Raw genomic sequence first — 23,854 nt, 5'->3', positions numbered from 1 at the left:
AGCCCGCCGGTTTCGGCTTGTGTTGATGACGGAAGCGTCGCGTAAATCGGACCGCCGGATTTCGAGCCTAGGGGAGGGCGGTCATGTCGCGTGAGAAGACTGCCCAGCTGGGTCTGGCCATGTGCACGGCGCTGGTCGTCGGCAACATGATCGGCTCCGGCGTGTTCCTGCTGCCCGCGTCGCTGGCGCCCTACGGATGGAACGCCATCATCGGGTGGTTGGTGACGATCGCCGGCGGCCTGTGTCTGGCCGGGGTGTTCGCCGCCCTGTCGCGCCGGTTGCCGCTGGAGGGCGGGGCTTATGCCTACGCCCGCGCCGCCTTCGGCCCGGCCACCGCCTTCATGGTGGCGTGGAGCTACTGGATCGCCACCTGGGTCGGCAACGCAGGTCTGGCGGTGGCGACGGTCAGCTATCTGGGCGTTCTGGCGCCGGGGCTGCAGCATCCCGTGGCCGGGGCGCTGACGGCATGCGGCCTGGTCTGGCTGCTGACCTTCGTCAACTGCATGGGCGTGCGCTCGGCGGGCGGGGTGCAACTGGTCACCGCCATCCTGAAGGTGCTGCCGCTGGCGGCGGTGATCGTGCTGGCGGCGCTGGTCCTGGGCGGTGGGAACGCGCCGCCGCCGCCGCCGCTGAATCTGTCGGACCTGACCCTGCCGGCCATCGGCGCCTCAGCGGCCCTGACGTTGTGGGCCCTGCTGGGTCTGGAATCGGCGACCATCCCCGCCGCACGGGTCAAGGACCCGTCCAGGACCATTCCGCGCGCGACCCTGCTGGGCACCGCCATCGCCAGCGTCATCTATCTGGCCGTCTGCGGCGCGGTGATCCTGCTGATGCCGGCCGCCGAAACAGCCGGATCGCCCGCGCCCCTAGCCGACTTCGTGGCCCGCTACTGGCCCGGCGCCGGGGCCGACATGGCGCGCAAGGTCGTGGCCGCCTTCGCGGTGATCAGCGCCCTGGGCGCCATGAACGGCTGGGTGATGATGCAGGGCGAGATGCCGTACGCCATGGCCCGCGAGGGGCAGTTCCCCGGCTTCCTGGCCAAGCTGTCGTCGCGCGGCGTGCCGGTGCGGGCGCACATCCTGTCCAGCAGCCTGCTGACCGCCCTGATCCTGACCAACCTCAGCCGCTCGACCGGCGAGCTGTTCACCTTCTTCATCCTGTTGGCCACCAACGCCAATCTGGTCGCCTATCTGGCCAGCTCGGCCGCCCTGCTGTGGCTGATGGCGAAGCGGAAGATGACGGGCTCGGTATTGCTGGGGATCATAGGCCTGCTGGGTGGTCTCTATTCCATCGGCGCCCTGGTCGGGGCCGGGCCGGAGGCGGGGCTGTGGGGCCTGGCGCTGCTGGCCGTCGGAGGCGTCTGGTACGCCGTCAACCGCGCCCTGGCCGCGCGCCGTGTGTCGGAGCCTTCCGTATGATCCGCGTCCTCATCCTGGCCCTGACCTTCGCCTTCGTCGCGGCGCCCGCCTTCGCCCAGACCGGCTTCGTGCGCGCCGGGCGGCTGGTCGATGTGGTGGCGGGGCGCGTCCTGACAGACCAGCTGATCGGCTATGTGGATGGCCGCATCACCTCGGTCGCGCCCTATAATCCGGCCGCCGCGACCGGCCCGGTCACCGACTGGTCCGCCTTTACGGTCTTGCCCGGCCTGATCGACATGCACACCCATCTGGTCGGCGGCGATCAGGGCGCGCACGTCGCCGATCCCCTGCTGACCAGCGCGGCCGAGGACGTCCTGTATGGCGTGCGCAACGCCCGTCTGACACTGAATGCGGGCTTCACCACGGTGCGAGATGTCGGCACCTGGCGGGCACTGGGCGATGTGGCCCTGCGCGACGCCATCAACGACGGCCGGGTCGAGGGACCGCGCATGGCGGTGGCCGGCGCCTACATCACCACGCCCGGCGGCGGCGGCGAGATCACCGGCCTGGCCCCCGACGTCGTCATCCCCGAGGAGATGCGGCGCGGTGTGGTCACCAGCCCGGCCGACGTCCGCCTGCGCGCCGCCTGGCTGTTCCAGCACCACGTCGACTTCCTGAAGCTGATCGTCACCGGCGCGGTCCTGACCGTCGGCACCGAGCCCGGCCAGATGGAGCTGACCGAAGAAGAGGTGCATGCCGCCGTCCAGGAGGCCGCCGTCCGTCACGCCTTCGTCGCCGCCCACGCCCACGGGGCCGAGGGCATCAAGGCCGCCGTCCGCGCCGGCGTCCGCACCATCGAGCACGGCTCGCTGATCGACGACGAAGCCATCGCCATGATGCGGAACCGGCCGGTCTGGCTGGTCGCGGACATCTACAACGGCGACTACATCGACGAGGTCGGCACGCGTGACGGCTGGCCCGCCGAAACCCTGCGCAAGAACCGCGAGACCACGGACGCCCAGCGCGAAGGCTTCCGCCGCGCCGTCGCCGCCGGGGTGAAGATCGCCTACGGCACCGACAGCGGCGTCTATCCGCAGGGCCAGAACGCGCGGCAGTTTCCCTATATGGTCCGCTACGGCATGACGCCGATGCAGGCGATCCAGTCCGCCACCTCCGTCGCGGCCGAGGCCATGGGGTGGAGCGACCGTGTCGGCGCCGTCGCACCCGGCCGGTTCGCCGACATGATCGCGGTCGAGGGCGATCCGCTTCAGAACATCGCCCTGCTGATGGACGTGAAGGCCGTCATCAAGTCCGGCGAGTTGGTGAACCGCTGATGCGCCAGGGCGGGGCGGCCCTGTTGACCCTGGTCACCGCCCTGCTGGCATCTGGGCCCGCCGCCGGACAGACGTCGACGGGGGCTTCTCTGGAGCCCTTCTCCGTCGAGGACATGGGGCGGTTGCGGGACCTGAGCGAGCCGGTCTTCACGGCCGACGGGCAGGCCCTGTTCTATGTCGTCACCGGCAAGGGGGACGGCGACGCCCAGCAAAGCGACCTGTGGCGCGTTCCGTGGGACGGGGGCGAACCGCGCGCTCTGACCCACACCGGCGTCGCCAGTGAGTGGTCGCCGCAGCCCTCGGACGACGGCCGCTTCATCGCCTATCTCACCGACGCCAGCGACGAGAGCCAGCTGTGGCTCATGCCCACGGGCGGCGGCGCGGGGCGGCGCGTCACCAACCTGCCGGGCGGGATCAGCGACTACACCCTGTCGCCGGACGGTCTGAGCGCCTTGGTCGTGGCCGAGGTCGGCGCGCGCGTCGGTCAGGCGGAAGATGCGCAGAGCCCCATCGTCATCGAGCGCTTCCAGACGCGCGAGGACGGCCGCGACTGGCTGGACGACCGACGACAGCATCTATTCCGCGTCACCTTGGCCACCGGCGCGATGGTGCAGATCACACACGGCGACTATGACCACTGGGCGCCGCGCTGGTCGCCCGATGGGACGCGCATCGCCTTCATCTCGAAGCGCTGCGCCGAGGCCGACCGTCACATCTGTTCGGACGTCTATGTTATGCCGGCCGAGGGCGGCGAGCCCACGCGGATAAGCGTCCACGAGGGCGGCGACGCCGATCCGGAATACGACGCCGGCGGGCCGGAGTGGTCGCCCGACAGCCGTCGTCTGGTCTGGGTGCAGGGCGGGGACGAGCGCCTGACCTGGTACGCGCCGTTCCAACTGGCGGTCGCCGATCTGGAGACCGGCCGGATCGACCATCCCGGCTGGATCGACCGCTGGTTCTATAATCCACACTGGACGTCGGACGGCCGGTCGATCCTGGCGATGGTCGAGCAGGATCGCGACACCTGGCTGGCCCGCATCGATCCAGCGACGGGCGCGATCGAGTATCTGACCCAAGGACCGCGCTTCGCTTCGGCCTTCGCGGCCCACGGCGAACGCATCGCCGTGCTGGACAGCGATCCGCGCACGCCCGCGCGCTTGGACGCCCTGACGCCCTATCGTCGAGTCCTGGCCGACGCCAACCCCTGGCTGGCCCAGCGCCGTCTGGCCGAGATGCAGGACTTAGCCGTCGAACATGACGGCGTGGTGATCCAGTCCCTGTTGACCCTGCCGCACGACGCCCAACCCGGCGCCAGACCGCCTCTGATTGTCCGGCTGCACGGAGGCCCGGTCTATCAGTACAGCCACGAGTTCATGCCCGACTGGCAGGTCTACGCCGCCCAGGGCTATGCGGTGCTCGGCGTCAATCCGCGCGGCTCGTCCGGGCGGGGGCAAGCCTTCGCCCAGGCCCAGATGGCCAACTGGGGCGGGCCGGATGTGGCGGACGTCAGCGCCTCGATCACCCACGTCATCGACGCCGGCCTGGTCGATCCCAACCGCATCGGCATCGGCGGGTGGAGCTATGGCGGCATCCTGACCGACTACATGATCGTCAGCGACCCCCGCATCCGCGCCGCCGTCAGCGGCGCCGGCATGGGCCATTTTCTCGGCGGCTACGGTGTCGACCAGTACGCGCGCGACTATGAGCTGGAGCTGGGAACACCGTGGGACCAGCCCGACCTGTGGCGCCGCCTCAGCCGGCCCTTCTACGAGGTGCGTAAGGTCACGGCCCCGACCCTGTTCCTGTGCGCCGAGGCGGACAGCAACGTCCCCTGCACCGGCGCCCAGCAGATGTATCAGGCCCTGCGCTCGGTCGGCACGCCCACCCGCCTGGTGGTCTATCCAGGCGAGAACCACGGCCTGGTCACCCCCAGCCACATCCAGGACCGCATGCAGCGCCAGCTGGACTGGTATGGTCGCTGGCTGGCGCCCACGACCCCCGCAGGAGATGGATCATGAGCCGTTCGTTGCGCACCGCCCTGACCGCCGCCGGCCTCCTGCTCGGCCTTGCGCTGCCCGCCTCGGCGCAGGTCGTCAGCGCGCCGACGATTACGACCCAGGGCGTGCCGCCCTTCGACGCCGCCCGCCTCCGGCCCGACCAGACGGCTTTCCGCGAGACCTTCCGCGAACTGGTCGAGACCGACACCACCCTGTCGAACGGCAGTTGCACCCTGGCAGCCGAGCGGATGGCGGCGCGGCTGCGCGCAGCGGGCTTCACCGATGACCAGCTGACACTGTTCTCGACGCCCGAGTTTCCGAAGAACGGCGGCCTGGTCGCCGTGCTGCCCGGCGACGGATCCGCCGGCGGGCCCATCCTGCTGCTGGCCCATCTGGACGTGGTCGAGGCGCGGCGCGCCGACTGGACCCGCGACCCGTTCACCCTAGTGGAGGAGGGCGGCTATTTCTACGCGCGCGGGGTGGCGGACACCAAGGCGCTGGGCGCCGTCTGGGTCGACATACTGGCCCGCCTGCGTTCCGAAGGCCGCACGCCCCGCCGCACGCTGAAGCTGGCCCTGACCTGCGGCGAGGAGAGCGGCGCGTTCAACGGCGCCCAGTGGCTGGTCGCCAACCGCCCCGACCTGATCCAGGCCGACTTCGTGCTGAATGAAGGCGGCGGCGGCGAGACGGACGGGCAGGGCCGCCTGATCGTCCAGAGCCTGCAGGTGGGCGAGAAGACCTATCAGGACTATGGCCTGACGACCGCGAACGCAGGGGGGCACAGCTCCATCCCCATCCGCGACAACGCCATCTATCAGCTGGCCGAGGCCCTGCTGAAGGTGCGCGACCACGACTTCCCGATCGAGATGACCGACACCACCCGCACCTATCTGGCGCGATCCGGCGCCGTGATGGGCGGCGAGCTGGGCGCCGCGATGCAGGCCTTGTCGGCGAACCCGGCCGACGCCGCCGCCGAGGCGCGCGTGACCCAGGATCGCGGCCTGAACAGCCTGCTGCGCACCACCTGCGTCGGCACCATGATCGAGGGCGGCCACGCCAACAACGCCCTGCCGCAGCGCGCCGCCGCCGTCGTCAACTGCCGCATATTCCCCGGCCATGACGTGCAGGAGATCCGCGACGCACTCGCCCAGGTCGTCGCCGATCCGGGCGTCCAGATCACCCTGATCGACCCCGTCGCCCTGACCGCCGCGCCGCCGCCGCTGGATCCCGCGCTGATCGGCCCGATCGAGGCCGTAACCGCCCGCTACTTCCCCGGCGTGCCCGTCATCCCCGCCATGTCCACCGGCGCCACCGACGCCGTCCACTTCGCCCCCGCCGGCATCCCCGTCTACGGCGTCACCGGCCTATGGTTCGACCCCGACGGCAACGGCCAGCACGGCCTCAACGAACGGGTCGAGGTGGCGAGCGTCTATGTGGGGCGGGACTATCTGACGGATTTGGTGCGGGCGTTGGCGTTTTAGCTTGCGCAATCAGCGACACGGCTCCGATGGTTCGTGTCGATAGCCGCTCAGGGCGATTTGCCTTTGCACCCGCGGGCATTGTTTCGCTAAGTCATTCTTGCCTTGACCGTGTCCTGGGGAGGCGGCTTCGAGACAAAGGATCCTGCGCATGAGCGACGTGCTCCGAGTTCGTCCGATTTCCGATTTAGCGACGCGCTTTGAGCATCTCCGGTTAACCGCTGCTGATCCTTTCAAGGACACCCGAACCCAAGGGGTCTATGATTATGCCGGTTTGGGCGGCCCGGGGCTTCAGGAAACTTGGAAAGGGTTCGATCAGGCTTACAGGGCGGTGCCACGCTACTCGGCGCGATGGATCGCGGAGCTCGAAGACGCTGTCGTCCATCCACCATATCAGATCGTGACAGTCGGTAACGATGTAGTTGCTGAGACTGTCCGCACGTCTGGCATGCTGGCATCGACCTTCCCGTTCCTTGATGGCCCGACCGCGCGCAAGATCATCAAGGGAATGGCGTACCCGCTGGATCAGCCCCTTCCGGAGGCAGAATACCAACGGCACGACGGCATCCTGCTGGGTTGGGGGCTGGCCGCCAACTACTTCAACTGGACCCTGCGCTATGTCTCCAATATCGCTTCGATACAGGAGTTGGGCGAAAGCACCATCTTTGCACCGCCGCCGCTGGCCAACTTCCAATGGCGAAGCCTCGAATTCTTTGGCGTGTCGCCAAGTCAGATCGCGCCATTGGTGGGGCCTACAAGGATCGCGAGAATGCGGCTTTTGGCACCCATGGCGCTAGGTCGCTACGATCTGTCGCCGCGCCTCGTCGAAGCGCTAGGTAACCATCCCTCTGTCCAAGGAGTGTGGCCGCGCGCGCCTCGTGCATTGTACGTCGAACGGGGTGACGTCAAGATGCGTCGCGTGGTCAACGAAGACGCCGTGCTGTCGATTGCGGCGGCTATGGGCCTAGAAGTTTTCGATCCAGGCGCCCACTCGATGATCGAGCAGGTGAGGGCGTTCCGGGACGCCGATCTCATTGTGGCGGTCCACGGCGCCGCCCTGACCAATCTAGTTTACAGCCGACCGGGTACTCGAGTGATCGAGATCGTGCCCGAAGGATATGACCAAGGCGTGACCTCCTATCGCAGTCTCTCCGACATGTTCGACCTCGCCTATTCGCAGATGATGGCTCGCGAATCCGTTCCCGATCGCAAGGGCAACCGATGCAACAGCGACATCGAGATCTCCACCGAAACGCTGAGGCGGATCGCAGGTCAGCAGGGTTGAGCTGTTGACTGGGATCATTATTACCGGCGTTGCACGTGGCGGCACATCATTGATCGCTGGTGTGTGCGATAGCATTGGCGTGCCCATGGGCAAGGGCGGGCCTCGTTTCGAAAACCCCTATCTTCAATGGGCTGTCCTGGCCGAACGTTGGGATGTTGTCGCTCTGCTCATCAAATCCATTGAGGAAGAGCAGCCGATTTGGGGATGGAAGCTTCCGGTTCTCCACCGCTCGCTGCCGCGTGTCGCGGAAATGGTCGCCGATCCTCGCTTCATCTTCGTCCTAAAGGACTCAGTAAGTGTCGCCCGACGCCGGTGTGATCCAGCCAATGCTCGACAGTTCGCCAAATGGATTGAGCGCGGTGCGCGCGCTCAACGGATGATGGCGGCGTTCGCCGCTGCGACGGACCTTCCGACCCTCTTTGTGTCTTACGACGAACTCGTCAGAGACATGGAGCGAGGGATCGATAGCATCGCTCGATTCTGCGGTGTCGCGGCACCGGACATGGGTGCAGTGATCGACCAGTTGAATGAGAACCACCTCGCCTACCTCGGCGCTACCTACCAACCTCGCGTTCGAACAGCGCTCGACGGCCGGCTCTCGCGTATATGTGTCGAAGCCGGTGTGTCGGCACCCGGTAACGCCACACCGTAAGTCCCCCAAATTCGGCTCGTTGAGGGCTGACAGTTGATCGCCTCCTTGGTGCAGACATGACCGACGTCGCCGAAATGACCGCCGCCCCTGAATACTTCTTCGCTGGCCGAGGGGACGGCTTGGGCGGTAGGTTCTTCAATCTGCTCTGGTCTTGGCGGTTCGCCAGGTTGTTCGGCGCCAAAACGGTGATCTTCTGGCCCGGTACTCCCGGTAACATGACAGATTACTTCGGTCACGATTTCAGGGCATGCCAAATCTTTGACCTCTATCTTCTTGAGCGCGCTTTCCCGGAACTGCAAATCAGGATTGTCGATGGGAAACCGCCGACAGAGCATGATTTGGACCGCCTAGATCAGCGGCCGAAATGGAAGAAGAAGGCGCTAAAAGGTTGGCTGCGAGACGATGTCTTTGGTGGCCGCGACGCGATTCTCTACACCAGCTACAAGCCGCTCATATTCGCCGGTGAGAAGATGGATGTGTGCGAATCCGAACTTCACGAACTGTTCAAGCAGCTGCCGCTCTCCAAGACTGTCACGGAGCGCGTCGAGGCAGCCAAAGCGCAGCTGGATCTCCAGAATATCGTTGGTATGCATTACCGCCGTGGTGACATCGTGGGTCGCCTGGGAGAGTTCGGCCGCGCGTCGATTGAGCGGAATGAAATTTCCCCGCATCTGCTGTCTTGGGTCACCTTCTACATCCGCAAATGCGCCCCTGCCGTCACATACGTCGATCAGCTCAATCGCGCGCATGGCCCAGACAGCCGCGTGCTCCTATTCAGCGACGACAGCGACGCGATCAGTGATTTTAAAAGATACCTGAGCGCGGATCGCATCATCACGCTCGCGTCGTATCTGAAGGGCCTTACCCCCATTCAGGTGGCGATGGTTGAGATGCTATGCATGGCTTCAACCAAGACGATCCTAAGTACCAACAGCGGCTTCAGCATGATTGCGAGCTTAGTCGGCAAAAAGCCCATCGAGTTGGTGAAATTCCAAGCCACGCCGGAGGCTTATTTCGAGGACTTCGGACGAGTGAGTGGCTTCAACACTCTCCCGGTCGACAATGAGCTGCTAGCCGACGTCGTAGACATGATCATCACCTCGCCAATGTATTTGGGGGTCGCCGAGGAGCTAGGCTGGGACCTGAGCAGCGAGCAACTCGCGCGCTTCATTACTATGGGAAGCCATAAGCCGGCTGCCCTATCCGCTCTCCCTTAGGGGGCTTACTACTTAGGACTCTATCTTTGGGCGTCGATGAAGAAGCTGTCGTGCCCCGTCATCCCGACGAGCTTGTACCCCAATGCTTCGATCTGGCCAACAACAGGAAGCGCCAACGCCTCGCGCACGTTCTTCACGATCGTTTCGCAAGCGATGAGTCGTGGACGAAACCTCTCGAAATCGAGAGAGGAAATGACCTCTGATTCCAGGCCCTCCACATCAATGTTCAGAAAGTCGAACCGCTCCGGACAGGATGCGTCGATTAGGATTTCCGTCAGCGGGCGAATGATCACATCCACTGGGTCGAGCACCGGAACATGCGGCTTACGACGCTTCAGGCGAGCAGCGCGATCAGGATCGAATGTGTTGTAAACGGGATTGCCAAATCGGTGGAACGTTAACGTTCCAGCCGCTCCGCCAACGCCCGTGCAGATTACGGTATCCCGAGGCCGTGCCTGACGAAAGGGTTCAATGACATCCGGGTTGGCATCCAGGCAGATGCCCCGCCAACCGGCTTCGTAAAATCCGTACGTGTTCGACGCGACGACTGGAAAACAACACCCAACATCAACATAAAACTGCTGTTCACCATCACGAAGGTATTTCGAGGCGATTATGTCCTCAGCGAACATTGAATAGCTGATTGTGCGTGACATGCGTCATCCTAGTTCGCGACCAGTAGACACTTGCATGCGCGGCCGTTCCGAAGCAAGCAATCGCGTTGATGGTTGCAGTTGAACAGGGGAAGGTACAGCCTCCGCGGACAGGGTGGGATTCGAACCCACGGTAGGCTCACACCTACGGCGGTTTTCAAGACCGCTGCCTTAAACCGCTCGGCCACCTGTCCCTGCGCGGAGACGGCGTCTTAGCGCAGGGCGTGCGGTTAACCAAAGCGGAAACCTCTGGGTCGATAAACAGCGCATGGTGCAGACCGCCGTGGCCCCCCGCCTGATCCGTGCGCTGTGCGTCGCCCTGCTGATGGCGGCGTTAAGCGCGTGCGCCAGCGTGGGCGGCGGCAAGGATCGGGCAGGGGGCGCGCCGCGCGTCACCGACCCGGCGCCCATCGTTTCCGGCACGATGCGGCCCTATCAGGTGCGCGGTCGCTGGTACCGGCCGGCGGAACAGCCGAACTATGACGAGACGGGCCTGGCCAGCTGGTACGGCGACGCCTTCAACGGGCGGCCGACGGCGACGGGCGAGCGGTTCGACATGAACGCCCTGACCGCCGCGCACAAGACGCTGCCGCTGCCCGCGCTGGTCGAGGTGACCAATGTCGAGAACGGGCGGCGAGTCGTGCTGCGCGTCAACGACCGGGGACCGTTCGTCGACGACCGGATCATCGACCTGTCGCGCGGCGCGGCGACCGAGCTGGGGCTGATCAGCCGGGGCGTGGGGCGGGTGCGGGTCCGCTACGTCGGGCCGGCGCCGCGGATCGGCGGCGGGGTGCGGCTGGAGCAAGCCTCGGCCGAGCCGCCGACGCCGCGTCCCCGCCAGGATCAGCGCTTCTGGGTCCAGGCGGCTGCCTTCGCCTCGCGCGAGGCGGCCGCCATCACCGCCTCCGACCTGGGCCAGGCCTCGGTCCAGAGCGCGGACGTCGGCGGGCGCCCGATGTTCCGCGTTGTCATGGGTCCGTGGAGCGACGCCAACACCGCCGAACAGGCGCGCCAGGGCGTGGTGGCGCGCGGCTTTCGCGACGCCCTGTTGATTTCCGGGCGCTGAGGCCACGGACGCCCTTGGCCCGGCGCGGCGCGGGCTTCATCATGGGCCGGTGCAGCGCGGAAAGTTCATCACTCTGGAAGGCGGCGAGGGGACGGGCAAGTCGTCCCAGGCGGCGCGCCTGGCCGAGCGGCTGACGGCCGAGGGGCGCGGCGTCGTGCGAACGCGCGAGCCCGGCGGTTCCCCCGGTGCCGAGGCCATCCGGGGGCTGGTCGTCTCCGGCGACCGCGACGCCTGGTCGGCCCGGACCGAGTTGCTGCTGATGTATGCGGCGCGCAGCGACCACCTGGAACGGGTGATCCGGCCTGCGCTGGAACGCGGCGACTGGGTCATCTGCGACCGCTTCGCCGATTCCAGCCGCGCCTATCAGGGCGTGGGCGGCGGCGTCGCGCCGGCCTTTATCGAGATGCTGGACGCCGCGATTGTGGGCGATGACCAGCCGGACCTGACTTTGGTGTTCGACCTGCCGGTCGAGACGGGGCTGGCGCGGGCCATGGGACGCGGCGCGGCCGAGACGCGGTTCGAATCCAAGGGCATGGCCTTTCACCAGCGCCTGCGCGACGGCTTCCTGGCCATCGCCGCCATGCACCCGGAGCGCTGCGCGGTCATCGACGCCACCGGGTCGGTAGATAAGGTCTCTGATCGCATCTGGGCAACAGTCAGGGCGCGGCTGACGTGAGCGACGTTCACCCCCGCGACCGTTTCGACCTTGTTCCGGCGGCGCCGCTGGAGGCCAGCCTGCTGGATGCGCTGGAACGGGGCCGGATGCACCACGCCTGGCTGCTGTGCGGGGTCGAAGGGCTGGGCAAGGCGACCTTCGCCTACCGCGCCGCGCGGCGGCTGCTGGGGGCCGCGCCGGATCCGAGCCGGGGCCCGCTGGGCGCACGGCCGGACGATCCGGTCAGCCGGATGATCTCGGCCCAGTCGCACCCCGATCTGCTGGTGCTGGAAAAGCTGGTCGAAGGCGGAAAGGTCAAGAAGTCGATCTCGGTCGATCAGGCGCGGCAACTGCCGGACTTCTTCGCTCATAGCTCCAGCCTGGGCGGACGGCGCATCGCCATCGTCGACGCGACCGACGATCTGAATGTCAACGCCGCCAACGCCTTGCTGAAGGTTCTTGAGGAGCCGCCGCAGGGCGGCGTGCTGTTCCTAATCGCCCATTCGCCGGGACGACTTCTGGCGACGATCCGTTCGCGGTGCCGCCGCCTGACCTTTCCGACCTGGAGCGAGGCGGACATCGAGGCTCTTTTGACGCGGCGCGGCGTGCCCCATGACGAGGCGCCGGCCATTGCGCATGCCGCCGGCGGCAGCCCCGGCGCGGCCATCCACCTGGCCACCGGCGCGTCGCTGGAAGAGGACCAGATGGTCGACGCCTGGACGCGCGAGGGCGTGGGCCGAGCCGAGGCTCTCGCCGTCGCCGACAGCTTCCGGGGCGGGGAGGGGGCCGAGAAGTTCGATCGCGTCATGGAGCGGCTGGGCGCCGCCGTCGGCCGCCGGGCGCGCGAGGGGCAGGGGGGCGCCGAGTGGGCCGAGTTGTGGCGGCGGCTGATCGACCTGCGCGAGCGCGCGGCGGGCCTGAACATGGACAAGGGCGACGCCCTGGCCGGGGCGCTCGTCGATCTGGAACGGACACGGCGGCGCGCATGCTGATCGACAGCCACGTCAATCTCCACGCACCCCAGTTCGATGAGGATCGCGACGCGGTCATCTCGCGGGCGCGCGCGGCTGGCGTCGGGCTGATGGTCGAGATCTCTGACCGGCTGGAGACGTTCGAGGCCACATACGGCTTGGCCATGGCGCACGACGACATCTGGTGCACAGTGGGCGTGCATCCGCATGAGGCGCGGCATTCGCCAGACCTGACGCCCGAGACGTTGGAGACGCTGGCCGCGCGGCCACGTGTGGTCGGCATCGGCGAATGCGGCCTGGACTTCCACTACGACCTCAGCCCGCGTGAGACCCAGGCTGACGTATTCCGCGCTCACGTCGAGGCGGCCCGGCGCACGGGTCTGCCGCTGGTCATCCACACGCGCGAGGCCGATGACATCATGGCCGGCATCCTGAAGGAAATGCACACCGACGGGCCGTTCCGGATGCTCATGCATTGCTACACTAGCGGTATGGAACTGGCGGAAATTGCGAGCGATCTGGGCGCATGGTTCTCGGTCTCCGGCATCGCCACCTTCAAGGCGGCGGAGGATGTGCGAGAGGTGATCCGGCGGATGCCCGAAGACCGCATCATCGTCGAGACCGACTGCCCCTATCTGGCGCCCATCCCGCATCGCGGCCGCCGCAACGAGCCGGCCTACGTCGGCCACGTCCTGGCCAAGCTGGGCGAGATCCGTGGATGGTCGCCCGAGGAGGCGGACCGCCGCACGACCGACGCCTTCTTCAATCTGTTCGACCGAATTCCGAGGCCGGCATGAGCGAACTGGAGTTCGTCATCCTGGGCTGCGGATCATCGGGCGGCGTGCCGCGCGGCGACGGCAACTGGGGCGACTGCGATCCTGCCGAACCGAAGAACCGGCGCACGCGCTGTGCGGCGCTGGCGCGGCGCCGTGGCCCCGACGGCGTGACGGAGGTGCTGATCGACACCTCGCCGGACCTGCGTGAACAGGCGCTGGCGGAGGGCGTCAGCCGCGTCGACGCGGTGCTCTACACCCACGACCACGCCGACCAGACCCACGGCATCGATGACCTGCGCGTCTTCGCCATGCACGAGCGGCGGCGCATCCCGGCCTTCATGGACGAGGCTACGCACGGGGCGCTGACGCGGCGGTTCGACTACATCTTCGAGAGCAAGCACGGCTATCCGGCGCTGCTGGAGACGCAAGGTCTGCCGGGCCACGGCGCGCCCTGGACGATCAGCGGCCCGGGCGGCGACATCCCGGTCGTGACCTTCGACCACGCCCACGGGCCGATCCGGTCGGTGGGCTACAAGGTTGGCGGCGTGGCGTATTCGAGCGATGTGTCCGACGTGCCGGACGAAGCCTTCGAGATCATTTCGACCGCCGATGTCTGGATCGTTGACGCGCTGCGCTGGACGCCGCACCCGACGCACGCCCATGTGGCACGCAGCCTGGAATGGATCGCGCGGTCCGGCGTGAAGCGCGCCGTGCTGACAAATTTGCATATCGACATCGATTACAATGCGATACGTGCCGATCTTCCGTCAAATGTCGAAGCGGCCTTCGACGGAATGCGCCTGACCACCCGTCTCTGATTTCGCATAATATATCTTAGGCGCGAACTAGATCGGCGTGCGGGAGCCGCCTATTGTGGCGCGTTCGGCGTGAAGCCGTACTCCCAGTCGTACGGCGCGCCCGTGTCCCCCAAGATCGCCTGGACCAGCCCCGCGAACGCCGGCTCGGCTCGAACGTCGTTGGACAGGATCACCACGCAGTCGCGCGTCGCCTCGACGCACAGCCAGGTGTTGGCCGTGGTGTTGTTGTGACCGCCCTTGAAGAAGCCGTGGCCCTGCGGCCCGCCGAACACCACGACGCCCAGACCGGCCGCCAGATCCGCGCGGCGCTGCTCGACCGGCAACTCCGACTGGAACGTCAGGAACTGGCTGTGCGTGGTGATCGGCAGCAGCGGCCGGGTCAGTCCGGCGCGGCTCGCGGCGCTCAGCCCGTCGCCGCGCACATAGGCCGCCGCGAAGCTGGCGAAGTCGCTGATGGTCGTGTCCATCGATCCGGCGGCGCGCACCCTGCTGCGCTCGTCGTGTGGCTCGACAGCGCCCTCGGCGTCCCAGCCGTCGGCAAGGTTAACGCCGAAGTCGGGCCGCCAGATCAGACTGGTGTTCGTCATTCCGAACCGGTCGAAGATTCGCCGCTGCGCCTCCGCCCCGACATCCAGTCCCAGCCCCTCCTCCAGCGCGAACTGGAGGGTGATCAGGCCGTCGCCCGAATAGGCGAAGCGAGCGCCGGGATCGAAGTGGAAATGCAGCTTCTCGTCCGGCTCGGTAAAGCCGAAGTTGGCGAAGCCGGTGCTGTGCGTAAGGGCGATGCGTGGCGTGATCTGCCGCCACCGCTCATCCAGCGCGCTCCAGTCGGCATAGCGGTTGACGATATCGGGCGTGTGGTAGTCGGTCAGCGGCCGGGGCAGCATGTCGGCGATGGACTGATCCAGCCCCAGAGCCCCCTCCTCCTCCAGCTGCGCCACCAGGTAGCCGAACACGGCCTTGGTCAGCGACGCGCCGTACATGACGGTGTCGGTCGTCAGCGGATCACCCGCCTCATTCCGCTCGCCCCACGCCCCGACCGACGCGACCTGTCCGTCGTCGATCACCGCGATGGCCAGGCCCCGCGCGCCGGTCGAGGCCATGGCCTGACGGGCCATCGCCTCGACCGCAGCGGCGTTCGGAACCTCATGCGCCATAGCTGGGGTCGTCAAACCCGCCATGCACATGGAAATGACGGCAGCAAACCGGTGGCGCATGTCTGTCAGTCCCTCACATACCAGTCGTCAAAGCGGCTGAACTGACGGAACTTCCGGCGATAGCCCGCGGCCGTCAGCAGCTCGAACAACTGCTCGCGCAGCAGCGTGAAATTGTGCTCGACGCTGATCGCCCGTACGTCCCATCGCTCGAAATCGAACGTGGAGAGGATCGCGAATTCCGAGCCTTCCGTATCGACGGACATGTAGTCGATCCGCTGCGGCGCTTGGGCCTCGATCAGCAGGTCGTTCAGCGAGATGGTTTCGACCTGAATTTCCTTCGAGGCCTCACCCAGTCGCCGTCCGCTGCGTTCGTGCGTATCGTCCGGCACGATGTCGCGGATACGCGACAACTCGCCCATAACGGCGGGCAGGAAGGCGATGTGCTCGCCCGAGCGATTGAAGACGCATTTGTCCGAGATAAAGCAGTTGCGGGCCGCGCGCACCAGCGGCGCCGACGCAGGGTTTGGCTCGGCCAAAACGCCTTTCCAACCGTACGTCGTCTCAAGAAGGTAGCTGTTGCTAAGATAGACGCCGTCGGCGGCGCCAAACTCGACGAAGTAGCCGGGCGCATTCATGCCCGTCTCCCACAGCGCCCAGAGATCCTGGAAGAGCTGTCCCTTGGATTGTTTGGCCAACCCCGCCGCGAAGGCGAAAAACTGACCCAGATCCTCGCGGTCGTAAGGGGCCGACCGCACCTGTTCGAGAAACTCTCGCGCCGACTTGCCGAACGTCGGCGTCTTGCGGTCCGCGCCAAGCAGCGGCTTTGCGCCTGCCACCATGAGATCCTCCTGCAGCGTTCCTCACGCCACGCTGTCAGGCGTCGCGGACAGGATCAAATGTGCAGAACGCGGCCGTAGGCGTCCAGCGCTGCCTCGTGCATGGCCTCGCTCATGGTCGGGTGCGGATAGACGATGCCGTGGATGTCTTCCTCGGTCGCTTCCATGGTGATGGCGGTGACGTAGCCTTGGATCATCTCGGTCACTTCGTGGCCGATCATGTGGGCGCCGATCAGGGCGCCGGTCTTGGCGTCGAAGATCACCTTGACGAAGCCCTCGACCTCGCCGGCCGCCACGGCCTTGCCGTTTACCCGGAACGGGAAGCGGCCGATCTTGACCTCGCGATTGGCGGCCTTGGCCCCCTGCTCCGTCACGCCGACCGAGGCGACCTGCGGCTGGGTGTAGGTGCAGCCGGCGATCGGCGAATGGACGTTCGGCGTCTTGTAGGCGGCGATGTGCTCGGCCGCGTGGATGCCTTCATGCGAAGCCTTGTGGGCGAGCCAGGGCGCGCCGGCGCAGTCGCCGATGGCGTAGACGCCCTTCACATTGGTCTGGCAGTGGCTGTCGGTCTTGATGTGGCCGCGGTCCAGCTCGACGCCCAGCGTCTCCAGGCCGACGCCGTCGGTGTTGGCGGTGATGCCGACGGCCGAGATGCAGACCTCGGCCTCCAGCGTCTCGCCCTTGCCGCCCACCTCGACGGAGACCTGAACCCCCTGCCCCGCCTTGGCGACCTTGGTCACCTTGGCGCCGACGCGGAACTTGATGCCGCGCTTCTCGAAGGCCTTCTGGGCCGCCTTGGCGACCTCCTCGTCCTCGACCGGCATGATGCGCTCGACGGCCTCGACGACGGTCACGTCCGAGCCCAGGGCGCGGTAGAAGCTGGCGAACTCCAGACCGATGGCGCCCGAGCCGATGACGACGAACGATTTCGGCAGTGTCTTCGGCGCCAAGGCCTCGCGGTAAGCCCAGATCTTGTCGCCGTCGGCCTCCAGGCCGATCTGCGGGAGGGCGCGGGCGCGGGCGCCCAGGGCCAGGATGATCGACTTGGCCTCGACGGTGCGCGAACCGCCGGCGTTCAGCGCGACGACGACCTTGGCCGGTGAACCCTTCTCCAGCTTGGCCGTGCCCTCGATCACCTCGATCTTGTGCTTCTTCATCAGGTAAGCGATGCCCTTGTTCATCGTCGCCGCGACGCCGCGCGAGCGCTTGATGATGGCGTCGAAGTCAAAGGTCGCGCCCGAGGCCGACAGGCCGTACTCGCTCAGATGCGACAGGCTCTCGAACTTCTCACCGGACTTCAGCAGCGCCTTGGTGGGGATGCACCCCCAATTCAGGCAGATGCCGCCCAGGTTCTCGCGCTCGACGATAGCCGTCTTCAGACCCAGCTGGCTTGCGCGAATGGCGGCCACATAGCCGCCAGGGCCCGAACCGATGACGACCAGATCAAACTCGGCCATGGGCTTTTCTCCTCTGCGCAGGCTGGCGCTGTCTAACGCACCGCGGGTCGCGCACGCCACGCCTCCCGCCCGATCCGTAACCAAAAGTCACGCGATCAGGAGCGCACATAGGCCATGAAGGCGTCGATATCCAACGCCGATAGCGAGACCAGCACGGCCGCGGGGATCAGCACCATGAGGACATAGAGACCGGTGTGCACCACCGCCTTCCAGCCCACCTGAACCCAGCGCTCGCCGTAGTACCGGCGCGCGGCGATGGCGAAATAGCCGAGGTAGGGAATGACCAGTGGCCAAGCCGGCATGCCGACGTTGAACTTGTTGATCAGGGCCAGCATGATCAGCAGGCCGAACGCCAGGGCGTGCGCCCACATGGCGAAGACGGCGTGTTCCAGGAACAGGCGGTTTCGTCCGAACAGCGGCGTCAGCAGCAGCGCGTAGAGCGGCATCAGCAGCCACAGGGCGTTGGGCAACCAGTCGGCCAGCCGTTGCGTGATGACGTCCTGCTCGCGGTCAGTCTGCAGTTCGTACAGCAGATTGCCCTTGTCGCGACTGCTGGTCGCCCGATCAGCCGCGGCCTGGATGGCGGCGGGGATGCGGGGATCGATGGAGGGTTCGATGCGCCGCTGCATCCAGCGGTCGCTCTCGGTCGCTCCGATCAGGTGCACCGTATAGCCATCCGGGTCGGCGCGGGCCGTAACGGTCGCCCCCGGCTCCACCTGGCGCACATACTGGTAGATGACGACGTCGCTGAAGTTCAGCACCAACAGGAACAGCGCCGTCATGACGACGAAGATCTTGATCGGCGTCGCATAGCGGCTGCCGGCTCCGGACCGGTAGGCTTCCAGCAATTCACCGGGTCTGAGCGCCAACGCCGCCATCGTCCGGGCCGTGCGGGTATCGACCAGATTTGTTTCGGAGAAAGCCTCCATCGCCAGTTCGCGCAGCGGGCGCGGCCTTGCCAGGGTGTCTTGCCCACATCGGTAGCAGTACCGACCCATCAGCATGGCGCCGCAGGCGGCGCAGCTCGCCGGTTCGTCGGTCATAGTCGCCCTCGAGTCACGGGACGCACGATAGAAAACTCACCACCTGGGTCCAAGCGAAAGGCGCATCAGGCGGTCAGGAAGGCCCAGTAGGCGCCGACATCCATGGCGAAGAAAGTGGCGACCAGGCCCGCGGGCACGATGGCCAGCAGAAAATACAGCGCCATGTGCACCGCGCATCGCCACGCCGCGCCCCATCGGCTGACCCCGTAATACTGCGACGCCGCCAGCGCGAAATACACGCCATAGGGCGCCAGCAGCGGCCAGATATCGAGCCGCGCGCCAAGACGATTCGCCAGCGCGAGCAACAACAGCAGGGCGAATGCCATTGCATGGGCCCACATGGCGAAGGCCAGATGCTCCATGAACAGGCGCCGTCGCCCGAACAACGGCATCAGCAGAGCTGCGTAAACGGGCATCATCAGCCAGGTCGCGTTGGACAGCCACGCCACCAGCCGATCCGTAATCACGGGCTGGTCGCGCACGACCTCGGCCTCATAGGCCAGGTTCTGACGGTCGCGCTCGTTGGTCGCCTTGGCCGCGGCATCCAGAAGAGCGGGAATGATCCGGGGATCGGCGGCAGGCTCGACCCGCTGGCGCATCCACAGTTCCTGCTCAACGGCGCCGGTGATGTGTACATTGACGCCGTCGGGATCCGCCGTCGCCACAGGCGTGACGCCCGGCGTCGTGGTCCAGACAGTCTGGTAGATCTGCACGTCGGTGAAATTGAGCACTGCCAGAAAGATGGCGGTCATCATCACGAACATCTTCAGCGGCGTCGCATACCGCCCGCTGGCCCCGGCGCGATAGGCCTCCAACAGCCGGCCTGGTCGCGCGGCCAGCACGGCCATGGTGCGGATCGCCCTGGCGTCCAGCTTGGTGACCTCGATCAGAGCCTCGCCGGCCACCTCGCGAAGAGGTCGAGGCCGAATGTGCGTGTCCTGCCCGCAGGCGAAGCAGAATCGCCCGCGCAGCGGCGTCTCACATGTCGGGCATGGGGTAGCCGCAGCGCGTCTGGTGCGGGCCGCTCTCTCAGTCGCCATGATCGCCCTACCCCATGGGAGGGTGCGACACATGATCGAACAACGCAATGCGACGTCGACGTCTGTCGGTCAGAGCAGCGCGGCGACGGCCGGTTCCAGCTCATCCGGCTGAACCTGGGGCGCATAGCGCGCGACGACGCGGCCCTCGCGATCGACGAGGAATTTGGTGAAGTTCCAGCGGATCGACCGCGTGCCCAACAGGCCCCGCTTCTTGCGCGTCAGCCAGTCGTACAGAGGGTGGCGGTGCGGGCCGTTGACCTCGATCTTGTCGAACATCGGAAAGCTGACGTTGAACGCGGTCGCGCAGAATGCCGCGATCTCGGCCGCCATGCCGGGCTCCTGTCCGCCGAACTGATTGCAGGGAAAGCCCAGCACCTGGAACGGCTGGTCGGCAAAGCGTCGATGCAGGCTTTCCAAACCCTTGTACTGCGGCGTGAAACCGCACTTCGAGGCGGTGTTGACGATCAGCAGCGCCTGCCCGCGCCAGACGTCCAGTGAAACGTCTCGGCCATCGATAGCCCGGGCGGTGAAGTCATAGGCCGTCGTCACTCCCCTGCCCGATCAATCCGGCATGCAGGCTTGGAGGGCCGTTCGCGCGCCTTGCAAAGGGAAGGTCTCGCGCACGCGCTCGGAGGCCAGCACGATGCTGGCGGTGCGGCCCCCGTGGGTCATGTTGAACAGAAGCTCGTCGAACACGTGCCGCTGACGGCCCGTCGCGTCCCAGCTGTAGACGACCTGATTCTGGTCCCGCACGCGGCGCTGGAAATCGATCGCCGCCGCACGGCCGCCGATGGTGACCTGAGCCGTCACGGTCTTGCTGTCGCCGCCTTGAAGATTCGGCACATCGATGGACACGCTGGGGGCGCGGTTCAGCGCCGCGTCGGTACAGGCCACACGCAGGGTGACGCCGCGCGCGTTGGCGACGTTCGCCTCCGTGATCCCCTGACCATATCCGCTGGTCCAGACGCCATCCCCGGCCAGCGCGGCGACGGGAGCGAGCAACAAAGCGACGGACAATGCGATGCGTCTCATGGCGTCCTCGATAGAAGCTGGCCCTACGCCAGCATTGTCACCGGATCTTCGATCAGCGGCTTGAAGGCCTGAAGGAACCGCGCCCCGACGGCGCCGTCAACCACCCGGTGATCGCAGGTCACCGTGACCGTCATGACGGTGGCGACGGCCAGCTGGCCGTTCCTGACGACGGGACGCTGCTCGCCCGCACCGACGCTCATGATTGCGCCCTGCGGCTCGTTGATGATCGACGAGAAGGTCTTGATGCCGAACATGCCCAGGTTGGACACCGAGAAGGTGCCGCCCTGGAATTCCTCGGGCTTCAGCTTCCGGTCGCGCGCCCGCTTGGCGAGATCCTTCGACTCCACAGCGATCTGCGACAGGGTCTTCAGTTCGGCCTTGCGGATGATCGGGGTGATCAGGCCGCCGTCGATGGCCACGGCCATGGCGATGTCCGCGTTGTGGTGCAGGGCGATGCCCTCGGGCGTGTAGCTGGCGTTGGCTTCCGGCACGGCCTTCAGGGCCATGGCCGCGGCCTTGATGACGAAGTCGTTGACCGAGACCTTCACGCCCGACTTCTCCAGCAGGGCGTTGACCTTGGCGCGCGCCGCCATCAGGGCGTCCAGTTCGACGTCGATGGTCAGCGGGAAGTGAGGAATGTCGCGCGCGGCATCGGTCAGGCGGCGGGCGATCGCCTTGCGCATGCCGTCCAGCGGAACGAGGTCGTAGCTGCCGTCCGGAATGCCCATCTGGGCCAGAGACTGGACCTTGCGCGGCTCTGCGGCCGGCGCGGACGCAGAGCCGCTGGACGCGGCCATCTTGGCGCCGCCCTTGCCGGCGCCCTCGACGTCGGACTTGACGATACGGCCGTGCGGACCGGTGCCCTTGATCGAGGCCAGGTCCAGACCGGCTTCAGCGGCCAGGCGACGCGCCAACGGCGAGGCGAACAGGCGTTGGCCGTCGGCCTTGGCCGGGGCCGGAGCCGCCGCCTTGGGCGCTTCGGCCTTCGGCTCCGGGGCGGCTTCAGCCTTCGGGGCCTCCTTGGACGCATCAGCCTTGGGCGTCTCGGCGGCTTTCGGCGCGGGAGCGGACGCGCCGCCCTCGTCCTTCAGGCGAGCGATCGGCGTATTGACCTTCACGCCCTCGGTGCCTTCCGCCACCAGAATGTCGGTGATCTCGCCCTCGTCGACGGCCTCGACTTCCATCGTGGCCTTGTCCGTCTCGATCTCGGCGATGACGTCGCCGGCCTTGACCACGTCGCCGGCCTTGACGTGCCACTTGGCCAGCACGCCCTCTTCCATCGTGGGCGACAGGGCGGGCATCAGGATGTCGGTCATGAGCGGGGCGCTCCTTGGACGTCAGCTGTGGGGACCAAGACCTTTTCGTCGAACACGGCTTCCTGCTGGAGCAGCCGGTCGCGGATGTCCTTGCGGACCGCCTCGCGGTCGAGCCCCAGCCGGTTCGCGTAGCCGTTGGCGAAATGCCAAGCCAGCTCGGACAGCAGAATGCCGACGTGGGCGGGGTCGTCGAAGGTGGTGCGGATCATCATCCGCGTCTGCTGCCCGTCCCACCAGGCCCGGATCAGCTCATGCGCCTCGGGGGGCAGTTCAGCTGCGTCGGCGATGGCGGGCGGGATCGGCAGAGCGCGCTGGACAGCGTCGTTCATGCCATCACCTTCTTCACCGCCGCGACCACCTTGTCGACGCCCGGCAGCGACAGGGCCTCCAGATTGGCGGCATACGGCAGCGGCACGTCTTCCTGGTGCACGCGCAGCGGCGGCGCATCCAGATAGTCGAAGGCGTGCTCGATCACTCGCGCCACGACCTCGGCGCCGACGCCCATCGGACCCCAGCCTTCTTCGGCCGAGACCAGTCGATTGGTTTTCTTGACGCTGGCGATGATGGTGTCGGTGTCCAGCGGACGCAGGGTGCGCAGGTCGATGACCTCGGCCGAGATGCCCTCTTCCGCCAGCTTCTCGGCGGCCTGCAGGGCGAAGCCGACCATGCGCGCGTGGGCGGTGATGGTCACGTCCGTGCCCTCGCGGCGGACCTTGGCCTTGCCGATCGGCACGACGTAGTCCTCGACCTCGGGCACGTCGAACTCGATCCCGTACATCATCTCGTGCTCGAGGAAGACGATAGGGTTGGGGTCGCGGATGGCGGCCTTCAGCAGGCCTTTCGCATCGGCGGCGTCGTACGGCGCGATGACCTTCAACCCGGGCACCTGGGCGTACCAAGCGGAGTAGTCCTGGCTGTGCTGGGCCCCGACGCGGCTGGCGGCGCCGTTCGGCCCCCGGAACACGATGGGCGCGCGGATCTGGCCGCCCGACATGTACAGTGTCTTGGCCGCCGAGTTGATGATGTGATCGATCGCCTGCATGGCGAAGTTGAAGGTCATGAACTCGACGATCGGCTTCAGGCCGCTCATGGCGGCGCCGACGCCGAGGCCGGCGAAGCCATGCTCGGTGATCGGGGTATCGACCACGCGGCGGTCGCCGAATTCCTGCAGCAGTTCCCGGCTGACCTTGTAGGCGCCTTGGTACTGGGCGACTTCCTCGCCGATCAGGAAGACGTTTTCGTCGCGGCGCATCTCTTCGGCCATGGCGTCGCGCAAGGCGTCGCGCACGGTCGTCTTGACCAGCTTGGCGCCCTCCGGAAGTTCCGGATCGCGCAGTTCGACCTTCGGGCTGGGCGTCTGTGCCGGCGCCTTTTCGGGGTCGCCGGTCTTGGCCTCGGCCGCGTCTTCCTTGGCGACGGGCGCGGCGACGTCGGCGGCCTGCTCGGCCGGCTTGGACGCCGCCGGGGCCGCGTCGTCGCCGGACAGGCGGGCGATCAGTGCGTTGACCTTCACGCCCTCCGTACCTTCCGGCACCAGGATTTCCAGCACTTCACCCTCGTCGACGGCCTCGACTTCCATCGTGGCCTTGTCGGTCTCGATCTCGGCGATGACGTCACCGGCCTTCACCGTGTCGCCGGCCTTGATGTGCCACTTGGTCAGCGTGCCCTCTTCCATCGTGGGGGACAGCGCCGGCATCAGAATGTCGGTCACGG

At 66.7% G+C, this 23,854-nt stretch carries 23 protein-coding genes and 1 tRNA gene; 12 read left to right on the top strand and 12 right to left on the bottom strand.

Annotated elements, in window-relative coordinates:
• Positions 1-83: 83 nt before the first annotated feature.
• The 7 genes from ASG17_RS10560 (at position 84) to ASG17_RS10530 (ending at position 9,321) form a co-directional block, all read left to right on the top strand.
• Positions 84-1,418 carry an amino acid permease gene (locus tag ASG17_RS10560; protein ID WP_056102804.1) on the top strand — a complete coding sequence of 445 codons (1,335 nt, stop codon included), beginning with the start codon at positions 84-86 and terminating at the stop codon, positions 1,416-1,418.
• Positions 1,415-2,692, top strand: coding sequence for an amidohydrolase family protein (locus tag ASG17_RS10555; protein ID WP_056102801.1), 1,278 nt, complete (start codon positions 1,415-1,417; stop codon positions 2,690-2,692). Before ASG17_RS10560 ends, ASG17_RS10555 begins: the two co-directional genes overlap by 4 nt.
• On the top strand, positions 2,692-4,710 hold the full coding sequence (locus tag ASG17_RS10550) for a S9 family peptidase (protein ID WP_056102798.1): 2,019 nt from the start codon (positions 2,692-2,694) through the stop codon (positions 4,708-4,710). The genes ASG17_RS10555 and ASG17_RS10550 overlap by 1 nt, the downstream gene beginning before the upstream one ends.
• Entirely contained in the window at positions 4,707-6,170 is a 1,464-nt protein-coding gene (locus ASG17_RS10545) for a M20/M25/M40 family metallo-hydrolase (protein WP_056102795.1), read from the top strand. Before ASG17_RS10550 ends, ASG17_RS10545 begins: the two co-directional genes overlap by 4 nt.
• Positions 6,171-6,318: 148 nt before the next feature.
• The gene (locus ASG17_RS10540) at positions 6,319-7,452 is read left to right on the top strand and encodes a DUF563 domain-containing protein (RefSeq protein ID WP_082496186.1); all 1,134 of its coding nucleotides are present in this window, start codon (positions 6,319-6,321) and stop codon (positions 7,450-7,452) included.
• A gap of 4 nt (positions 7,453-7,456) precedes the next feature.
• Complete coding sequence (locus ASG17_RS15215) at positions 7,457-8,104, top strand: sulfotransferase (RefSeq protein ID WP_156367803.1); 648 nt, start codon at positions 7,457-7,459, stop codon at positions 8,102-8,104.
• Positions 8,105-8,160: 56 nt separating this feature from the next.
• Positions 8,161-9,321 (top strand): hypothetical protein, encoded by a 1,161-nt coding sequence (locus ASG17_RS10530; RefSeq protein ID WP_056102787.1) that lies wholly within the window; start codon positions 8,161-8,163, stop codon positions 9,319-9,321.
• A 20-nt stretch (positions 9,322-9,341) separates the two neighbouring features.
• Here ASG17_RS10530 and ASG17_RS15210 read toward each other — a convergent pair whose 3' ends face one another.
• Both ASG17_RS15210 and ASG17_RS10520 read right to left on the bottom strand, forming a co-directional pair.
• A complete protein-coding gene (locus tag ASG17_RS15210; protein ID WP_082496184.1) occupies positions 9,342-9,977 on the bottom strand; it encodes an FkbM family methyltransferase in 636 nt (211 codons plus the stop codon).
• 104 nt (positions 9,978-10,081) lie between these two features.
• Positions 10,082-10,168, bottom strand: a tRNA-Ser gene (locus ASG17_RS10520).
• Positions 10,169-10,242: 74 nt separating this feature from the next.
• On the opposite strand from ASG17_RS10520, the gene ASG17_RS10515 reads away from it, so the two are divergent.
• The 5 genes from ASG17_RS10515 to ASG17_RS10495 are packed head-to-tail and all read left to right on the top strand — an operon-like array spanning position 10,243 to position 14,260.
• Positions 10,243-11,040, top strand: a complete 798-nt coding sequence (locus ASG17_RS10515) for a septal ring lytic transglycosylase RlpA family protein (protein WP_056102780.1) — start codon at positions 10,243-10,245, stop codon at positions 11,038-11,040.
• Positions 11,041-11,089: 49 nt separating this feature from the next.
• Complete coding sequence (gene tmk / locus ASG17_RS10510; RefSeq protein WP_056102776.1) at positions 11,090-11,716, top strand: dTMP kinase; 627 nt, start codon at positions 11,090-11,092, stop codon at positions 11,714-11,716.
• Complete coding sequence (locus ASG17_RS10505; RefSeq protein ID WP_056102773.1) at positions 11,713-12,687, top strand: DNA polymerase III subunit delta'; 975 nt, start codon at positions 11,713-11,715, stop codon at positions 12,685-12,687. The genes tmk and ASG17_RS10505 overlap by 4 nt, the downstream gene beginning before the upstream one ends.
• On the top strand, positions 12,681-13,463 hold the full coding sequence (locus tag ASG17_RS10500; protein WP_056102772.1) for a TatD family hydrolase: 783 nt from the start codon (positions 12,681-12,683) through the stop codon (positions 13,461-13,463). Before ASG17_RS10505 ends, ASG17_RS10500 begins: the two co-directional genes overlap by 7 nt.
• A complete protein-coding gene (locus tag ASG17_RS10495; RefSeq protein WP_056102769.1) occupies positions 13,460-14,260 on the top strand; it encodes an MBL fold metallo-hydrolase in 801 nt (266 codons plus the stop codon). Before ASG17_RS10500 ends, ASG17_RS10495 begins: the two co-directional genes overlap by 4 nt.
• A gap of 50 nt (positions 14,261-14,310) precedes the next feature.
• Here the strand turns inward: ASG17_RS10495 and ASG17_RS10490 are convergent, their stop codons facing one another.
• The 10 genes from ASG17_RS10490 to ASG17_RS10445 all read right to left on the bottom strand — a co-directional run bounded on the left by ASG17_RS10490 (position 14,311) and on the right by ASG17_RS10445 (position 23,852).
• A complete protein-coding gene (locus ASG17_RS10490; protein WP_235560406.1) occupies positions 14,311-15,417 on the bottom strand; it encodes a serine hydrolase in 1,107 nt (368 codons plus the stop codon).
• 65 nt (positions 15,418-15,482) lie between these two features.
• The gene (locus ASG17_RS10485; protein WP_056102764.1) at positions 15,483-16,256 is read right to left on the bottom strand and encodes an FkbM family methyltransferase; all 774 of its coding nucleotides are present in this window, start codon (positions 16,254-16,256) and stop codon (positions 15,483-15,485) included.
• A gap of 53 nt (positions 16,257-16,309) precedes the next feature.
• Positions 16,310-17,710: a dihydrolipoyl dehydrogenase gene (lpdA, locus tag ASG17_RS10480; RefSeq protein ID WP_056102761.1), complete on the bottom strand. Its 1,401-nt coding sequence runs from the start codon at positions 17,708-17,710 to the stop codon at positions 16,310-16,312.
• Between the two features lie 95 nt (positions 17,711-17,805).
• A complete protein-coding gene (locus ASG17_RS10475) occupies positions 17,806-18,753 on the bottom strand; it encodes a DUF3667 domain-containing protein (protein ID WP_056102758.1) in 948 nt (315 codons plus the stop codon).
• A gap of 65 nt (positions 18,754-18,818) precedes the next feature.
• Complete coding sequence (locus ASG17_RS10470) at positions 18,819-19,793, bottom strand: DUF3667 domain-containing protein (RefSeq protein ID WP_082496183.1); 975 nt, start codon at positions 19,791-19,793, stop codon at positions 18,819-18,821.
• Between the two features lie 69 nt (positions 19,794-19,862).
• Positions 19,863-20,342 (bottom strand): glutathione peroxidase, encoded by a 480-nt coding sequence (locus ASG17_RS10465; RefSeq protein WP_056102752.1) that lies wholly within the window; start codon positions 20,340-20,342, stop codon positions 19,863-19,865.
• A 12-nt stretch (positions 20,343-20,354) separates the two neighbouring features.
• Complete coding sequence (locus tag ASG17_RS10460; RefSeq protein WP_156367801.1) at positions 20,355-20,825, bottom strand: hypothetical protein; 471 nt, start codon at positions 20,823-20,825, stop codon at positions 20,355-20,357.
• A 23-nt stretch (positions 20,826-20,848) separates the two neighbouring features.
• Entirely contained in the window at positions 20,849-22,141 is a 1,293-nt protein-coding gene (locus ASG17_RS10455) for a pyruvate dehydrogenase complex dihydrolipoamide acetyltransferase (RefSeq protein ID WP_056102747.1), read from the bottom strand.
• Positions 22,138-22,470, bottom strand: a complete 333-nt coding sequence (locus ASG17_RS10450) for a DUF5076 domain-containing protein (RefSeq protein ID WP_056102744.1) — start codon at positions 22,468-22,470, stop codon at positions 22,138-22,140. The genes ASG17_RS10455 and ASG17_RS10450 overlap by 4 nt, the downstream gene beginning before the upstream one ends.
• Positions 22,467-23,852, bottom strand: a complete 1,386-nt coding sequence (locus ASG17_RS10445; RefSeq protein ID WP_056102740.1) for a pyruvate dehydrogenase complex E1 component subunit beta — start codon at positions 23,850-23,852, stop codon at positions 22,467-22,469. Before ASG17_RS10445 ends, ASG17_RS10450 begins: the two co-directional genes overlap by 4 nt.
• Between the last annotated feature and the right edge of the window lie 2 nt (positions 23,853-23,854).

Origin of the sequence: Brevundimonas sp. Leaf363 (assembly GCF_001424025.1) — a bacterium.
In the GTDB taxonomy this organism is placed as follows: domain Bacteria; phylum Pseudomonadota; class Alphaproteobacteria; order Caulobacterales; family Caulobacteraceae; genus Brevundimonas.
The sequence above is the reverse complement of the archived record's forward strand: the minus strand, read 5'-3'. Positions and strand labels throughout refer to the sequence as shown.

Excerpts from the sequence above, each read along its gene's own strand:
- ASG17_RS10495 (WP_056102769.1), top strand. The coding sequence starts at position 13,460 with ATGAGCGAACTGGAGTTCGTCATCCTGGGCTGCGGATCATCGGGCGGC.
- ASG17_RS10560 (WP_056102804.1), top strand. The coding sequence starts at position 84 with ATGTCGCGTGAGAAGACTGCCCAGCTGGGTCTGGCCATGTGCACGGCG.
- lpdA (WP_056102761.1), bottom strand. The coding sequence starts at position 17,710 with ATGGCCGAGTTTGATCTGGTCGTCATCGGTTCGGGCCCTGGCGGCTAT.
- ASG17_RS10515 (WP_056102780.1), top strand. The coding sequence starts at position 10,243 with ATGGTGCAGACCGCCGTGGCCCCCCGCCTGATCCGTGCGCTGTGCGTC.
- ASG17_RS10555 (WP_056102801.1), top strand. The coding sequence starts at position 1,415 with ATGATCCGCGTCCTCATCCTGGCCCTGACCTTCGCCTTCGTCGCGGCG.
- ASG17_RS10475 (WP_056102758.1), bottom strand. The coding sequence starts at position 18,753 with ATGACCGACGAACCGGCGAGCTGCGCCGCCTGCGGCGCCATGCTGATG.
- ASG17_RS15210 (WP_082496184.1), bottom strand. The coding sequence starts at position 9,977 with ATGTCACGCACAATCAGCTATTCAATGTTCGCTGAGGACATAATCGCC.
- ASG17_RS10530 (WP_056102787.1), top strand. The coding sequence starts at position 8,161 with ATGACCGACGTCGCCGAAATGACCGCCGCCCCTGAATACTTCTTCGCT.
- ASG17_RS10540 (WP_082496186.1), top strand. The coding sequence starts at position 6,319 with ATGAGCGACGTGCTCCGAGTTCGTCCGATTTCCGATTTAGCGACGCGC.
- ASG17_RS10485 (WP_056102764.1), bottom strand. The coding sequence starts at position 16,256 with ATGGTGGCAGGCGCAAAGCCGCTGCTTGGCGCGGACCGCAAGACGCCG.
- ASG17_RS10500 (WP_056102772.1), top strand. The coding sequence starts at position 12,681 with ATGCTGATCGACAGCCACGTCAATCTCCACGCACCCCAGTTCGATGAG.
- ASG17_RS10545 (WP_056102795.1), top strand. The coding sequence starts at position 4,707 with ATGAGCCGTTCGTTGCGCACCGCCCTGACCGCCGCCGGCCTCCTGCTC.
- ASG17_RS10460 (WP_156367801.1), bottom strand. The coding sequence starts at position 20,825 with ATGAGACGCATCGCATTGTCCGTCGCTTTGTTGCTCGCTCCCGTCGCC.
- ASG17_RS10455 (WP_056102747.1), bottom strand. The coding sequence starts at position 22,141 with ATGACCGACATCCTGATGCCCGCCCTGTCGCCCACGATGGAAGAGGGC.
- ASG17_RS10470 (WP_082496183.1), bottom strand. The coding sequence starts at position 19,793 with ATGGCGACTGAGAGAGCGGCCCGCACCAGACGCGCTGCGGCTACCCCA.
- ASG17_RS10490 (WP_235560406.1), bottom strand. The coding sequence starts at position 15,417 with ATGGCGCATGAGGTTCCGAACGCCGCTGCGGTCGAGGCGATGGCCCGT.
- ASG17_RS10550 (WP_056102798.1), top strand. The coding sequence starts at position 2,692 with ATGCGCCAGGGCGGGGCGGCCCTGTTGACCCTGGTCACCGCCCTGCTG.
- ASG17_RS10450 (WP_056102744.1), bottom strand. The coding sequence starts at position 22,470 with ATGAACGACGCTGTCCAGCGCGCTCTGCCGATCCCGCCCGCCATCGCC.